Source organism: Nocardia sp. 852002-20019_SCH5090214 (genome assembly GCF_001665865.1).
Classification (GTDB): Bacteria; Actinomycetota; Actinomycetes; order Mycobacteriales; family Mycobacteriaceae; genus Nocardia; species Nocardia nova.
Map to the genome: position 1 here is coordinate 34610 of NZ_LZMK01000154.1, position 13322 is coordinate 47931.

The window sequence follows — 13322 nt, forward strand, 5'->3', positions numbered from 1 at the left end:
CCTGCCCCTTCGTCATGAGTCGAGTCGTCGACTTTCCGTCCGGTCCGCCCGACCCGATCGCGATGCGCGGACGTGGTGCGCGTCACGGTTACCGTTCAGTCCATCCGGTTGCCGGCCGACCCTGGTCGAGCGCGCACCGGTCGGACGGCTCATTCGATCAGTGTGGTGGGCCGGCAGGTGCGATCGTCTTCCGGGAAGTCCCCGTCCCGGAAGTAGCCGTTGGTCGTGTCGAGAATGCAGGTGCTCAAACCCGGACGCAGCACCATGTGGATCCTGGTGTCGGCCAACGTGATCAAGCGAGATCCCGCCATCTGCCGATGCAGTGCCAGTGAGTGCGCATGGGGCGTCCGGTTGTCGCCCGTGGCGGACAGGATCAGGGCGGGCACATCGTTGTCGACCACGGTGGGCGGTTCCACCGGCGGTGGCCAGAAGGCACAGGGCTGGATGTTGTCAGCCAGTGCGGCGAAGATCGGCTGGGTCGGGCGAGCCGCCTCGATCGCATTCCAGTACCACGCGGGATCGGCGGGCATCGGTGCGTCCGCACACCAGATCTGCACCATCACCGAATCTTCGTCGTGCTCGTAGTACTCGATCTGCTGGTGCAACTGCGCGGGCACCGCGGGCGCGCGGCCCTCCGCCGCGTCGGCAACGGCTCGCACCGATGCCGCCAGCGCCTCGTTCAATCGCGCATCCCGCAACATCGTCCACAGCAGATTCGGCAGGACATGATCGTCGAAGCCGAAGCCCTCGACCACGATCGGCGACCGCGCCGCACGAGCGATGAGAGCCTCGACTCGCCGGCGTATCTCGGGAGCGGAAGCGCCGAGGTGGTACTGCCGATCGCGAGCCGCCACCCAGCCGGCCCAGTCGTCGAAGGCCGCTTCCACCGCCGGCCCCCAATCCTGTTGTAAGCCGAGCCAGTAGCGCTGCGGATCGATGGCACTGTCGAGCACCATGCGGTCGGATCGGCCGGGGAACAACTGCGAGTAGACCGCGCCCAGATACGTGCCATAAAAGACGCCGTAATAGCTGATGCGGTCCTCGCCCAGTGCCGCACGGATCACGTCCATGTCGCGCGCGGTGTTGCGCGTGCTGAGCTGCCGCATCCAGGCCAGGTCACCGCCCACCAGACAGTCGGCGGCGAGCCGTGCCTGCAGGGCCGTTTCGGTGACGAAGCCCGGTAATCCGATACCTGCCGAGCGGATCGGGGTGGCGACCGGCCAGCCGCATCGCTGGTGCCGCCCGGAGTGGGCGACGCCACGCGGATCGAATCCGATCAGGTCGTAGCGACTCAGCACATCCGGTTCGAGAACATCACCGACGAGTTCGAACGCATCGAGCCCCGGCGTACCGGGTCCGCCCGAATTGGTCAGCAGCACACCGCGACGGTGTGCTGTATCGCTCGCCGGGATCCGCGAGACCGCGATACTGATGATCGGCCCGTCCGGACTGCCGTAATCGAGTGGCACCGCGACATCCGCGCAGACCGCACCCTCTGCTACCAGGGCCGCATCGTCGCATACACCCCAGTCGAGACGTTGCCGATGAAAGCGCGCCAGCGGGTCTGCGGGTTCGGCGACCGCGATACCGGAAGCGGAGGCCATCGTCACCGCGAGTACGGCAACGATCACCGACGCGACAGCCCCGCCGACCTCTCGCAGCCGACCACGAGAACGACGACCCCCAGGGGTCGTGACCGCGTACCGCTCTCCACCACCCATGAGGACCTGACCCTTCAGCAAGCCGAGACCGAATCACACGGGAGCCACCGCCAACCACGCAGCGGAGCGGCGATCGCCCCGGAAGAGCCACGAACACAGGCGATTTCGGGGAGCCGCAGTGTTGTGCGCCTCGGCCCCGGATTTCGCGGGAGTGGATTGGCGGAAGCCAGTGTAGCGTCCGATCACCGCGTGGAGCCCGAACGACGAGCGGGCCTTCCGGATATCCGGAAGGCCCGCTCGTCTCGCCGTCGTCAGCGGTTGGTGTCGGCGTTGCCCGCCTTCCATTCCGCCCACGGGATATTCCAGTCGCCGAGTCCGTCGACGCCGGACAGGGTGTCACCGACGGTGTTCTTGACGATCGCGATATCGCCGCGTTTGGCGTTCTCGTACACCCAGCGGGCATCGGCCGGGCTCAGGTTGAGGCAGCCGTGGCTGGTGTTCGAATAGCCCTGCTGACCGACCGACCACGGCGCCGAATGCATGAAGATGCCGCTGTAGGACATGCGCGTCGCCCAGTCGACCGGGGTCCGATATCCGTTGGGGCCGGTGGCGGCGACACCGTAGGTGGACGAATCCATGATCATGTGGTCGAACTGGTCGCCGATGATGTAGATGCCGTTCTGGGTGGGCGTGGAATCCTTACCCATCGAGGTCGGCATGGTTCGTATCACCTGGCCGTTGCGTTCGACGGTGACCATCTTGGTGTTGTCGTCGGCGGTGAAGACCATCGGATCGCCGATGGTGAAGCTGGAATGGATATCGGAGTCACCGACCAGCCCGCCACCCAGATCGCGGCCGTAGGTGTTCACGTCAACCGCGACACTGGTTCCCGGGGCCCAGAAATGCTCGGGGCGCCAACGCACTTCGCGATTGTTCACCCAATAGAACGCGCCTTCCACCGCCGGTGTCGTGGTGATCTTGATCGCATCCTGCGCGGCGCGTCGATCCGGGATGTTCTCGTCGAACTGGATCGCGACCGGCTGACCGATTCCGACCACCGCGTTCTCACCGGGCAGCAACCACGGATGCGTCTTGTTGCGCGGTGCGAGAGTGGTGAAACTGATTGTCGTCGAGGTGGTGCCGCCGATTCCGACCGCATCGGCCTGCAGGCGATACGTGCGGTCGAAGCCGAGCTGTTCGGTCAGTTGCCACGAGGTCCCGTCGGGGGCGATCTGCCCCGCCACCGGATTGCCCTCGGGTGTGAGCAACGTGACAGCGGTCAATTTCCCGTTGTCCACCTTCACCGGAATCGGATCGCCCGGCGGCACCCCGACCGCCCCGTCGGCGACCGGCGTCAGCACCTTCGGTTTGACCAGGTCGATGGCCGAAGCCGCCTCGATCGCCGGTCCGTTGTTCGCGGCCCCGGAATCACTGCATCCGGTCACCGCGAGCGCGAGCATCGACATCACGCCCAACCACGCCGCCGGCGCTCTCATTCGCCGCGAGCCTCGACGTCCGCCCATGTGCAACCCCGTTTCATGCCTCGTACGCAACCGGGAAAACCGGCCACGCTGCTCAACCCACCACGCATGCGGGGATCGGTCGAGACCACGCCCACCTATTCTGCCAGGTGGAAGGGTCGCAACCGGTTGAACACGACGCGCCGGCCCCGCACACTCTCGTCCGATTCATCCCTTCCGGCCCGCCAACCGTTACCGCATTCACCCAAGATCACGATGCCTTCTCGAATAGCCTTTGAACAGGCGATTTCACTTTCCGCGCACCCAACTGTTATGGTTTCTCCCGCACCGGAACGGAGCCCACAGCCCGATCCGGAGGTCCAAGCGCCATTAGCTCAATTGGCAGAGCAGCTGACTCTTAATCAGCGGGTTCGGGGTTCGAGTCCCTGATGGCGCACTCCACGAAGACCCCTGACCAGGATTGCCGGTCAGGGGTCTTCTGCGTTCCGGTCCGGACGATCCGCGAATTCCAGTCGGTCACAACGGGATTCCACACGCTGTTGCACCCGCGCTGCGGCCCCGAGACGCCGGGCTCGATCAGCCGATCGGTGGTGCCAGATATTCCAGCGCGTAACCGGAGCCGGCGGGGGTTACGCGGGCGATGCCGGGTGAGTCGAGGTGGGCGCCGGCGACGAAATGACGTGGCCGGGTCAGTTGTTCGAGGAGGGCCGCCCGCGCAGCGCGGGCCTGGGACTGGTTGCCGTCGAGCTCCCAGGAGACCTTCGGCCGATCGAACTGGAGGGCCGGGACGTGGACCGTGTCACCCCAGACGAGAAGGTGGGCGGTGCCACTGCTGACGTCGTAGACGGTGTGACCGGGGGTGTGACCCGGTGTCGGGATCGCGGTGACCCAATCGTTGATCGCGATTTTCTCCGACACGGGGACGACCCGGTCCCGGATCGGCGCCAGCCGACCCGTGAACACCGACGTGTCGCCCGCGCCGATCCACACACGTTCGAGTTCGGCGAACGCCTCCGTGCCGTCCGGCGCGATCAGACCGCTCACGTGGTCTTCGTGGTTGTGGGTGATGGCCACATCGGTGACCTGCGCCCGGTCGATTCCCGCCTCGTCGAGCGCGTCGTAGATCAACCCCATGGTGGGGTCGTGCCACGCATCGGACGCGCCGGTGTCGATGAGAACCGACCGCGTGCCGTCGGTGACGAAGAAGGCGTTGACCGCCAGCCTCACATTGTCGCCGACCAGCGGCACGGCGGCCGGCAGCTCCTCGAGCGGGCACCCGTTCTCGTCGCGGAGCCGGCTCGTCGGCATGTCGATGTATCCGTCTCGCAGCGAAATCACTTGCAGATCACCGAATTCGAACGTGGCATGGAGCCTGCCACTCGAAACCACACGCATAAGACCTCCGTCGTGTCACGCGGATCGCGTAAATCTTCGATAGAAGACGTATTCTTCTATCGAAGAAACATACACTGTGCACGGCGAGATACCCATCGATCGAGGAGCACGGTGGTCGAGCAAGAGGCAAACGTGACCGGACCACACCGCGATGACGACCCTGCCGGCGTGTTCGGCGGCAATGTGCGGCGACGCCGCGAGGAGGCGGGGCTGACGCTGGAGCAGTTGTCGACACAGTCGTCGGTCAGCCGGGCGATGCTGTCCAAGGTCGAACGCGGTGAGAAGAGCCCGACGATCGGCGTCGCCTCCAGAATCGCCCACGCGCTCGACGCGTCGCTCTCGGACCTGGTCGGCGGGTCGGCCGCTGCCGCATCCGGCGGGGCCGTCGTCCTGCGCAAGAGCGATCGCCCGGTTTTCCGCGACCCGGAAACCGGCTTCGAACGACACATGGTGTCCGCGGCTCCGGGCGCGGGAACAGGCGAGATGATCGTCCACTACCTCCCCGCACAGGTCTCCACCGGGCTGCTGCCCGCGTATCCGCCGGGTACCGAGAAGCAACTCGTGGTGCTCGACGGCGCCCTCACCGTGTTGATCGGCGGGATCAGCGAAACCCTGAACACGGGCGACTCCCTGTTCTTCCAGGCAGACGCGGACCACGGCTTCGCCAACCGGACGAACGCTCCCTGCGAATACATCATGGTCATCTCGCGCAGAACCTGATCGGCCGCCGATCCTCCCACCACCGAGAAGGCAGCGTCCGGCCTGTCGCGCAGGGTGGAGGACAATCGTCTCTCCCGGTTCGGCCGACGAGAGGACACCGATATGGACCGGTGGCGGCGGGAGGCCCTGCGGTCGGCCAACAGCGGACTGCGTAACCAGGTCGAGCGGTTGCTCGATTCCTACGAGCAACAGCACTCCCAGCTCGCGGAGATCAATCAGCGGCTGGAAAACGTTCGGGTGCAAGCCGATTCCGCCGACAGCTCGGTCACAGCGACCGTCGACGCCGGCGGCGTTCTCACCGATCTGTCGCTGTCGGCCGCCGCGCTGCGCAAGCCGGCGGCGGAACTCGTCCGCACCATCGTGGAGGCGACACAGGAGGCCGCCCGCCGGGCTCGCAGGCAGAGCGAGGCCGCCGCGGCGTCGGTCGCGGCCGACCTGGACGACCAACCCGACCTCCCCGACATCCTGGATGAATCGCCGATGCTCCGGGACATCCGCGAATTCTTCCGGGGAACCGACACGTCGGCGGGCGGGACTTCGCCGTAGCCGAGTCCGGCAGACCACGGAACCGGTGACCGGCTCACAAGTGCGCTGGGCCGATCATGCCGACTGTCGACCGGAGTGGATCCTCTGAATCGGCTCGGCGGGGACGTGGCTAGGCTCGTGGGCAATTCGCTCGCGATCGGGAACCGATATGGCCGACTACGCACATACCGACCACGCCAGTAAGGGCCGCGCCGAGAAGGCGCGACGGCTCGCGGCCTATCTGTGGCAGCGCGGAATCTCCGGCGCCGAACTCGCGACGATCCCGGCAGCCACGCGCCGCAAACTCGCGCGGGCCGCCGATACCAATCCGCCCAGCACCGACGAAACGTGGGCGCTGGTCGCGCGGCTGCTCGACGAGAAGGACGGGTGGGCCGCCCGCAACCCGAATCATCCTGCCGCACAACGTGATCACACGGACGAGAAGATCCTGTGGATCAAGCCGCCGGTGACGCCCTGGCTCGCCGACGACGGAAACCCGGCCCCCTGAACCACCGGTCCGACGCGCCTCGCACGCCGCTATCCATGCTTGCTCCCCCGATCGGCAGCCGGGCACCCTTGACAGCAAGAAGTGAACTGGAGTTCACTTCTTGGGTGACCGACGACGCGCACCACTCCGGCACCCGGCCCGCGGCCTGGCGCGAGGACCTGACCAGCGGCGAGGACTCGCTGTTCGCCGACCGACCCGAACCGGAGCAGGGCCCGGCCTACCGCACCCTCACCTACGAGGTGACCGGCCGGATCGCACGCATCACCTTCGACCGGCCCGAGCACGGCAATGCCATCACCGCCGATACTCCGATCGAACTCGCGCACGCGGTCGAGCGCGCGGATCTGGATCCGCGCGTGCACGTGATGGTGGTTTCCGGGCGCGGCAAGGGGTTCTGCGGCGGCTACGACCTCTCGATCTTCGCGGAGAACGGCCTGTCCCCCACCGTGTCGGCCCAGCCCACGACCGGGACCGTTCTCGACCCGGTGGTGCAGGCGCGCAACCACAACCCTTGGGGCACTTGGGATCCCATGGTCGACTATCAGATGATGAGCCGGTTCAACCGCGGCTTCTCCAGCCTGCTGCACGCGAACAAGCCGACGGTCGCCAAACTGCACGGATTCGCCGTCGCCGGCGGGACGGATATCGCCCTGTTCTGCGATCAGATCATCTGCGCCGACGACACCAAGATCGGCTACCCACCCACACGCGTGTGGGGCATTCCGGCGGCCGGTATGTGGGCGCACCGGCTCGGCGACCAGCGCGCCAAGCGGTTGCTGTTCACCGGCGACTGCCTCAGCGGCAAGCAGGCCGAGGAGTGGGGCCTGGCCGTGGAGTCCTGTCCGGCGGACGAGCTCGACGAACGCACCGAGCAACTGCTGGAACGGATTTCGCGCATGCCGATCAATCAGCTGATCATGGCGAAATTGGCACTCAACAGCTCACTGCTGGCCCAGGGCGTCGCGAATTCGGGAATGGTGAGCACCGTCTTCGACGGCGTCTCCCGGCACACGCGCGAAGGCTATGCGTTCCAATTGCGCTCGGCCACAGTCGGCTTCCGGGAAGCGGTGCGTGAACGCGACGAACCGTTCGGCGACTGGAAGCGGGCGCAATTCGACCGGTCGGATGGCGTCGAAGACAGGTGAATCCGCGCCCTAGACGAAACAACCCGAGCATCGAACCGGCCGCGACGACTTCGGAGCCTCGGTATCGGAAATTCGCCCGACCGTCCGCTGTGCGTCTCAATCCGCTTGCGCAATGTCACCGATCGCCGGCGGCATATCCGATTCGCTCTCGGTACGCGCGCTCACCTTGTCCGCCAGCGATCGCAACGCCCGCGCCTCCGCGTCGGTCAGCTGGTCGACGAACAGCCGCCGCACCAATTCGACATGCCGGGGCGCGGCCTTTTCGAGCGCCCGGCGACCGGAGTCGGTGAGACAGATCAGCCGGCCGCGCGCATCGTCGGCGGCCGGACTCCGCACCACCAGCCCGCGCTTGTCCATCCGCGCCAGATGCTTCGACAGCCGGCTCTTGTCCCAGCAGATCTGCGCGGCGAGGTCGCGGGCACGCACACTCCCCTCGCACGCGTCTGACAGTGCCACCAGAATTTCGTAGTCGGAGACCGACAGGCCGTCGCTCGCGAGTCCGGCGGCCATCGCGGCGTCGAGGCGCTGACGCAGCCGGATGTACGCGGACCAGGTCCGTTGCTCCTGTTCGTCCAGCCACCGCACCATGGGAATGATCCTACCGAGTAATTGGTTGACATGGACACCAACCGGCCTAGGAGGACACCATGCCCGCGATCACCGTCGACGACATCCTGGTGCTGCCGCGACTGCCCCGACCGGAGCAGACCATGCGGCAGCGGCCGGTCCGGACCGTGACCACCGCCCACAAACAACTCGAGGGCGCCGGATTCGAGGTGCGCCGGCCCTTCCCGAGCCTCGATGTGCGCACTGCGGATCCATTCATCCTGCTCGACCACATGGGCCCGGTCGCCTACGAGCCCTACCAGGCCAAGGGCGCCCCGTGGCATCCGCACCGCGGTTTCGAAACCGTCACGTACATGATCGACGGCACCATGGTCCACCACGATTCCAACGGCGGCGGCGGAACGATCGCCGAGGGCGACACCCAATGGATGACCGCCGGCTCGGGCATCCTGCACGACGAACTTCCCGCCGAGGACCTGGTGATCTCCGGCGGCGTCTTCCACGGCGTGCAGCTGTGGGTCAACCTGCCGCGGTCGCTGAAAATGGCGGACCCGCGCTACCAGGATCTGCGCGCGAGCGAATTGACACTGGTCACCTCCCACGACGGCGGCGCACTCGTGCGCATCATCGCCGGAAATGTCGGCGGATACGAGGGTCCCGGCTCGACCTATACGCCCATCGCCTACGCGCACGCCTCGATCAGCCCCGGCGCGCGGCTGGAAACGCCGTGGCCGCAGGAGTTCACCGCGATGGCGTACGTGCTGGCCTGCAGCGGCACCGTCGGCGACGAAGGCCGCACCCTCACCGAGGGGCAACTGGCGGTACTCGGCCACGGCGAGGCCGTCGCGCTGACCGCCGACGACCACCAGGACGGACCCACCGGTCAATTCGAGGTACTACTGCTGGGCGGCGCGCCCATTCGTGAACCGGTCGTGCAATACGGGCCGTTCGTGATGAATTCCAAACAGGAAATCATCGACGCCATAACGGATTTCGAGGCCGGGCGAATGGGACATATTCCGGCGGAACATATGACGGGCCGCCGCCTGGGTGAATAAGCGGCTCTCGGCCGTGCGGTTGACAACGGCGGTCGCCATCAGAACAGTAGACTCGGCGGTTCCGGCCCTGCCACCGCGGGGAGTGCGGCCGGTCCGCCGTATCAACCGCAGCTGACATCGAGGAATACATGAACGTTCGCAGGCTAATCGTGACCGGCGCGGGCTTGATCACCCTCGCCGCCCCGATCGTCCTCACCGCCCCGTCCGCCATGGCCGACGGTTTCGTTCCCACCGGTTCCGCCGGTACCGGATCGTCGGGTATCGACGATGCCATCGGTGCCACCGGCTCGGCGGGGCTGACCCAGACGGGTTCGGCGGGAGGCACGTTCAAGAATTGTGACGAGGCCCGGGCGGCGGGTCGTGCCCCGCTGTTCCGTGGTGAGCCCGGCTATTCGCCGCACCTGGATCCCGACGGCACCGGTATGGCCTGCCCGACCGTCTGATCTCCGCGGCACTGGCCGTAGACGAAAAGAACCCGGTGTGACACTGTGTCACACCGGGTTCCGTCGTTTCTGCGGCGTCAGCGGCGGAAGATCTTGATCAGCACCAGCACGCCGACCAGGGCGCCCGCGCCGATCAGGCTGTACTTCACCTTCGGCTCGTTCACCTTCGCCACCACGGCCCTCTTCGTGTTGTCGGCGATCCGCTGCGGGTCCGCCCGCACCGCGAGCTCGTCGAGTGTGCCCGCGAGCCGATTGCGCGCGGCTTCGATCTCCCGCTCGATGTGCTCGGTATCCCTCGCCACATTGTCTCCTGTTGTCGTTCCGGTAGGTCGCTGGGCGTCGAGTCTATCCGCCGCCCCCGATGTCGCGTCCGTTGTCACATCGGTGGGCTACCGTGCTGGCATGACCGATACCAAAAAACTCGGCCCCGGCGATCCCGCGCCGGATTTCACGCTTCCCGACGCCGACGGTAAGCCGGTGTCGCTGGCGGACTACCGAGGCCGCAAGGTGATCGTCTACTTCTACCCGGCCGCCAGCACGCCCGGCTGCACCAAGCAGGCGTGCGACTTCCGCGACAACCTGACCGAGCTGAACGAGGCCGGCCTCGACGTCATCGGTATTTCGCCCGACAAACCGGCCAAGCTGGCGAAATTCCGGGACAACGAGAAACTGACCTTCCCGCTGCTCTCCGATCCGGACCGCGAAGTGCTCCAGGCATGGGGCGCCTACGGTGAGAAGACGATGTACGGAAAGCGCATCACCGGCGTCATCCGCTCCACCTTCCTGGTGGACGAGCAGGGCGTCATCCAGGTGGCGCAGTACAACGTGCGCGCGACGGGACATGTGGCGAAGCTGCGCCGCGACCTGTCGGTGTAGCGCGGACCGGCCGTAGACGAGGCGAGGGGGCCCGCGACGATCGTCCCGGGCCCCCTCGCGGGTGTTTTCGCGGCTGTTCAGTCGCGCTGGGGCATCATCGCGACCATCCAGCGCAGCGTCAGCCGCCAGTGGTTGTCCCACCACTCGGTGAATTCGGCGGTACCGAGCTGTGGCGGCGCCGGCTCGCCCGGAAACAGCAGCGAGCCGTTGGGCGCTCCGACCGGTTCGGTCGGAGCGGGGATCACCGACTTCGTCTGCGGTTGCGCCGAATCCGGCTGCGGCGCCTCCTTGGTCAGGCGCTTCGGCTCACTCGCCGGATCCGAACCGCGCACGCCCAGCCAGGACGAACCGTCCGGACCCCAGCCCGCCGCGGCCGGATCGGCGTCGGACGGATCCGGTGCGGCATGCCGCGGACCCGATGACGGCCGATCGGCGGGACCGTCGACCGGCAATTCCGGAATCGAATCCACCGCCGGCAGACCCGGTTCCGGTCGTGCGTGGCGCGGCCCCCGGCTCGGCTGCGCGTTGCGGGCGTCGGCGAGGCGGGTGGTGGCATCCGAGCGCGGATGATCGGTGAGCTCGTGCACGCCGCCGATGGTCAGACCGCCGGCCAGCACGCTCGCCGCGGCGACGACCGCGACCGAATTGCGTGATACCCGTGCGCGTTCCCCCGTTCCCGCGACGAACGCCTCCGGCTGCACCACGAGTGCCGCACCGATCGCCGACCCGGCCTCCGCCACCGCGCACGGAATCACCGGCGCGTTGAACCCCGCCGACAACACCGCGGCGAGCCCCGGCTGCTCTGCCTCCGAACCGATCGCGACGACCGCGCTGGGCCGCACACCGGCCGCATCCAGCTGATCCCAGGCGGCGGCGATGCCCGGCCGCAGCGAATCCTCGGAGACGAAACCGGCGGCGGTCGCGGTGGCCGCGACCACGCGGTCGCGATGCGGCGAAATCAGCGAGAAGCCCTGGTATCCCGGGGTCAGCTCGCAGATCAGCAGGTGGTCGAATTCGCTCGCCCAGGTCATCGCGCGGGCCAGTGCCAGATGCGCCGACTTGGCCGAGACCAGCGAGGCCTCGTACCACGGCCCGGAAGCCAGGCCGGTGACGACCGCCCGCCGGCCCGCGGCATCGCGATAGGTCACGGCCGCCCCGGCGATCTCGTACTCCGCGCCGACCCGCGCGGCGAGCCCGTCGAGCAGCGCTTCGATCAGTCCGGGCAATCCGGCCGGCGACGCGGCGCCCAGTTCGGCCACGTGGTGCGCGAGCACCCGGTCGGTCAGTTTCGCACTTCCCTCGCGCAGGGCCACCGCGTCCACGCAGTCGCGAGCGATCGAAGCACCGAGAGTCACCACAGGTCGAACCACCACAGATCAGGCCTTCCGTGTGCAGGAACCGCGCCGGAGAAGCTGCGCCGAGCAGCGGTTCAACGCCGCAGCGGGAATGATCGAAAATCGACACACCCCCGCCGATGTAGATCTACTCGGTATGTGTTCGTCACCACATTCGGCTTGGATGGGTTATGAATCGGACCGAATCGCGGGTACAGAAGTCGGCACCGTGTGTCATCCGCGTGTCGCTACCGCTAGCCTGGTGGATGTGGTGGAAGCGCGCACGGCACCGAGGTCGAACCGGCGTCCTGATCCGGCGTTGGAGCTGCAGGACGACCCGCAGGAGTTGATGCCGCGCCGGCGGCCCACCCAGGAACGTAGCAAGCGCAAATTCGATGCGCTGCTGCAATCGTCGCGCGAACTATTGGTCGAGGTCGGATTCGAATCGTTCACGTGCGAGGAAGTCGCCGCCCGCGCCGAGGTGCCGATCGGCACGCTGTATCAGTTCTTCGCCAACAAATACGTCATCGTCTGCGAATTGAATCGGCAGGATCTGGTGGCCGTTTCCCAGGAGCTGGCCGACTTCCACGGCGAAATTCCGTCGATGGACTGGTTGCGGCATATGAACAAACTCGTCGACCACCTCGCGGAACTGTGGATGACCGATCCGTCGCGGCGCGAGGTGTGGCTGGCCATGCAGTCGACCCCGTCGACCCGCGCCACCGGTGCCATCCACGAGAAGGAATTCGCCGAGGCGGTGCAGCAGATGCTGCGGCCGCTGATGCCGCGCACCCCGCGCGGGCGCCGCTCGATGATGGCGCAGGTGCTGGTGCACGTGGTGTATTCGATGCTGAATTTCTCGGTACAGGACGGGCTCAGCCACGAGGCGGCCGTGGCCGAACTCAAGCGGCTCATGGTCGCGTACCTGTTGATCGCGGAGAAGGAATCGCGCACCGGACAACGCGATACGACGACCTGATCGCGCGCGATCCGCACCTGTCGCCGACAGGGCTTTCCGTCGCTCCGACGAAGGGCGGAACCGGCGACGTGTGAGCGAGACGTCGCCGGTTCCGGCCTTCGCAGGAGCGACGGGCCGACTGGGGGTGCCGGAGCCCTACCGCCTCAGGGGTTTTCGATCAGATCGGCCAATTCGCCCGGATCCTCGAGGACGACCATCGCGGCGGCCGTATCGCCGTCGTGCGTGATCGACAGGTGAACCCGCACCCGCGGCAGGAATTCCGCTGCCAGCCCGTGCAATTTGATGCTGGGCCGGCCCCAGGCGTCGTTCACCACTTCGATGAGCGGATACGGGTTGTCACCGATCTGCGGGCGGCGCGCGAACCGCGAGGTGGCCCATGCTTTGAGCACGGCCTCCTTGGCCGCCCACCGCGCCGCGAAACTGCGGGCCGGATCGGTGCCCTTGCTCTGACAGTAACGCCGCTCACCCGCGGTGAAACTCTCCCGGAGCATAGTGGTTCCGGCCCGTTCGAGCTGTTCGGCGAAATCGGAGATGGTCACCAGATCCAAGCCGATACCGAGGATGGTCATGAATCCGCAGCCTACGGATTCGGCGGGCCATCATCGGTATCGGCGGATCGTTACCCGGGAG

At 66.9% G+C, this 13322-nt stretch carries 15 protein-coding genes and 1 tRNA gene; 9 read left to right on the top strand and 7 right to left on the bottom strand.

The window, feature by feature from the left end; all coding sequences use genetic code 11:
* Positions 1–149: 149 nt before the first annotated feature.
* A complete protein-coding gene (locus A5780_RS13180; RefSeq protein ID WP_231982936.1) occupies positions 150–1604 on the bottom strand; it encodes an alpha/beta fold hydrolase in 1455 nt (484 codons plus the stop codon).
* Positions 1605–1972: 368 nt separating this feature from the next.
* Positions 1973–3157: an Ig-like domain-containing protein gene (locus tag A5780_RS13185; RefSeq protein ID WP_063015346.1), complete on the bottom strand. Its 1185-nt coding sequence runs from the start codon at positions 3155–3157 to the stop codon at positions 1973–1975.
* A 348-nt stretch (positions 3158–3505) separates the two neighbouring features.
* On the opposite strand from A5780_RS13185, the gene A5780_RS13190 reads away from it, so the two are divergent.
* Positions 3506–3578, top strand: a tRNA-Lys gene (locus A5780_RS13190).
* A 140-nt stretch (positions 3579–3718) separates the two neighbouring features.
* On the opposite strand, the gene A5780_RS13195 is transcribed toward A5780_RS13190, so the two are convergent.
* A complete protein-coding gene (locus tag A5780_RS13195) occupies positions 3719–4450 on the bottom strand; it encodes an MBL fold metallo-hydrolase (protein ID WP_231982934.1) in 732 nt (243 codons plus the stop codon).
* A 30-nt stretch (positions 4451–4480) separates the two neighbouring features.
* Between A5780_RS13195 and A5780_RS13200 the strand changes: the two genes are divergently transcribed.
* The 4 genes from A5780_RS13200 to A5780_RS13215 all read left to right on the top strand — a co-directional run bounded on the left by A5780_RS13200 (position 4481) and on the right by A5780_RS13215 (position 7435).
* Positions 4481–5257 carry an XRE family transcriptional regulator gene (locus tag A5780_RS13200; protein WP_231982935.1) on the top strand — a complete coding sequence of 259 codons (777 nt, stop codon included), beginning with the start codon at positions 4481–4483 and terminating at the stop codon, positions 5255–5257.
* Positions 5258–5359: 102 nt separating this feature from the next.
* Positions 5360–5803 carry a YbaB/EbfC family nucleoid-associated protein gene (locus A5780_RS13205; protein WP_064908574.1) on the top strand — a complete coding sequence of 148 codons (444 nt, stop codon included), beginning with the start codon at positions 5360–5362 and terminating at the stop codon, positions 5801–5803.
* A 148-nt stretch (positions 5804–5951) separates the two neighbouring features.
* Positions 5952–6290, top strand: a complete 339-nt coding sequence (locus tag A5780_RS13210; protein WP_064908575.1) for a hypothetical protein — start codon at positions 5952–5954, stop codon at positions 6288–6290.
* A gap of 104 nt (positions 6291–6394) precedes the next feature.
* Positions 6395–7435 (top strand): crotonase/enoyl-CoA hydratase family protein, encoded by a 1041-nt coding sequence (locus A5780_RS13215; RefSeq protein WP_063015342.1) that lies wholly within the window; start codon positions 6395–6397, stop codon positions 7433–7435.
* Positions 7436–7531: 96 nt separating this feature from the next.
* Here A5780_RS13215 and A5780_RS13220 read toward each other — a convergent pair whose 3' ends face one another.
* Positions 7532–8023 (bottom strand): MarR family winged helix-turn-helix transcriptional regulator, encoded by a 492-nt coding sequence (locus A5780_RS13220; RefSeq protein ID WP_064908576.1) that lies wholly within the window; start codon positions 8021–8023, stop codon positions 7532–7534.
* A 59-nt stretch (positions 8024–8082) separates the two neighbouring features.
* Here A5780_RS13220 and A5780_RS13225 point away from each other — a divergent pair, with 59 nt between their 5' ends.
* Positions 8083–9060: a pirin family protein gene (locus tag A5780_RS13225; RefSeq protein WP_064908577.1), complete on the top strand. Its 978-nt coding sequence runs from the start codon at positions 8083–8085 to the stop codon at positions 9058–9060.
* Between the two features lie 128 nt (positions 9061–9188).
* Positions 9189–9503 carry an excalibur calcium-binding domain-containing protein gene (locus A5780_RS13230; RefSeq protein ID WP_063015339.1) on the top strand — a complete coding sequence of 105 codons (315 nt, stop codon included), beginning with the start codon at positions 9189–9191 and terminating at the stop codon, positions 9501–9503.
* A gap of 77 nt (positions 9504–9580) precedes the next feature.
* Here A5780_RS13230 and A5780_RS13235 read toward each other — a convergent pair whose 3' ends face one another.
* Positions 9581–9805 carry a DUF3618 domain-containing protein gene (locus A5780_RS13235; protein WP_030517930.1) on the bottom strand — a complete coding sequence of 75 codons (225 nt, stop codon included), beginning with the start codon at positions 9803–9805 and terminating at the stop codon, positions 9581–9583.
* A gap of 100 nt (positions 9806–9905) precedes the next feature.
* Here A5780_RS13235 and bcp point away from each other — a divergent pair, with 100 nt between their 5' ends.
* The gene (gene bcp / locus A5780_RS13240; RefSeq protein WP_064906415.1) at positions 9906–10379 is read left to right on the top strand and encodes a thioredoxin-dependent thiol peroxidase; all 474 of its coding nucleotides are present in this window, start codon (positions 9906–9908) and stop codon (positions 10377–10379) included.
* A 77-nt stretch (positions 10380–10456) separates the two neighbouring features.
* On the opposite strand, the gene A5780_RS13245 is transcribed toward bcp, so the two are convergent.
* On the bottom strand, positions 10457–11734 hold the full coding sequence (locus A5780_RS13245) for a hypothetical protein (RefSeq protein ID WP_156747649.1): 1278 nt from the start codon (positions 11732–11734) through the stop codon (positions 10457–10459).
* Positions 11735–12062: 328 nt separating this feature from the next.
* On the opposite strand from A5780_RS13245, the gene A5780_RS13250 reads away from it, so the two are divergent.
* The gene (locus A5780_RS13250) at positions 12063–12692 is read left to right on the top strand and encodes a TetR/AcrR family transcriptional regulator (RefSeq protein WP_228793832.1); all 630 of its coding nucleotides are present in this window, start codon (positions 12063–12065) and stop codon (positions 12690–12692) included.
* Between the two features lie 143 nt (positions 12693–12835).
* On the opposite strand, the gene A5780_RS13255 is transcribed toward A5780_RS13250, so the two are convergent.
* The gene (locus A5780_RS13255) at positions 12836–13261 is read right to left on the bottom strand and encodes a holo-ACP synthase (RefSeq protein ID WP_030517926.1); all 426 of its coding nucleotides are present in this window, start codon (positions 13259–13261) and stop codon (positions 12836–12838) included.
* Positions 13262–13322: the final 61 nt, after the last annotated feature.

Excerpts from the sequence above, each read along its gene's own strand:
- A5780_RS13230 (WP_063015339.1), top strand. The coding sequence starts at position 9,189 with ATGAACGTTCGCAGGCTAATCGTGACCGGCGCGGGCTTGATCACCCTC.
- A5780_RS13255 (WP_030517926.1), bottom strand. The coding sequence starts at position 13,261 with ATGACCATCCTCGGTATCGGCTTGGATCTGGTGACCATCTCCGATTTC.
- A5780_RS13225 (WP_064908577.1), top strand. The coding sequence starts at position 8,083 with ATGCCCGCGATCACCGTCGACGACATCCTGGTGCTGCCGCGACTGCCC.
- A5780_RS13250 (WP_228793832.1), top strand. The coding sequence starts at position 12,063 with ATGCCGCGCCGGCGGCCCACCCAGGAACGTAGCAAGCGCAAATTCGAT.
- A5780_RS13180 (WP_231982936.1), bottom strand. The coding sequence starts at position 1,604 with ATGGCCTCCGCTTCCGGTATCGCGGTCGCCGAACCCGCAGACCCGCTG.
- bcp (WP_064906415.1), top strand. The coding sequence starts at position 9,906 with ATGACCGATACCAAAAAACTCGGCCCCGGCGATCCCGCGCCGGATTTC.
- A5780_RS13185 (WP_063015346.1), bottom strand. The coding sequence starts at position 3,157 with ATGAGAGCGCCGGCGGCGTGGTTGGGCGTGATGTCGATGCTCGCGCTC.
- A5780_RS13220 (WP_064908576.1), bottom strand. The coding sequence starts at position 8,023 with ATGGTGCGGTGGCTGGACGAACAGGAGCAACGGACCTGGTCCGCGTAC.
- A5780_RS13195 (WP_231982934.1), bottom strand. The coding sequence starts at position 4,450 with ATGCCGACGAGCCGGCTCCGCGACGAGAACGGGTGCCCGCTCGAGGAG.
- A5780_RS13210 (WP_064908575.1), top strand. The coding sequence starts at position 5,952 with ATGGCCGACTACGCACATACCGACCACGCCAGTAAGGGCCGCGCCGAG.
- A5780_RS13205 (WP_064908574.1), top strand. The coding sequence starts at position 5,360 with ATGGACCGGTGGCGGCGGGAGGCCCTGCGGTCGGCCAACAGCGGACTG.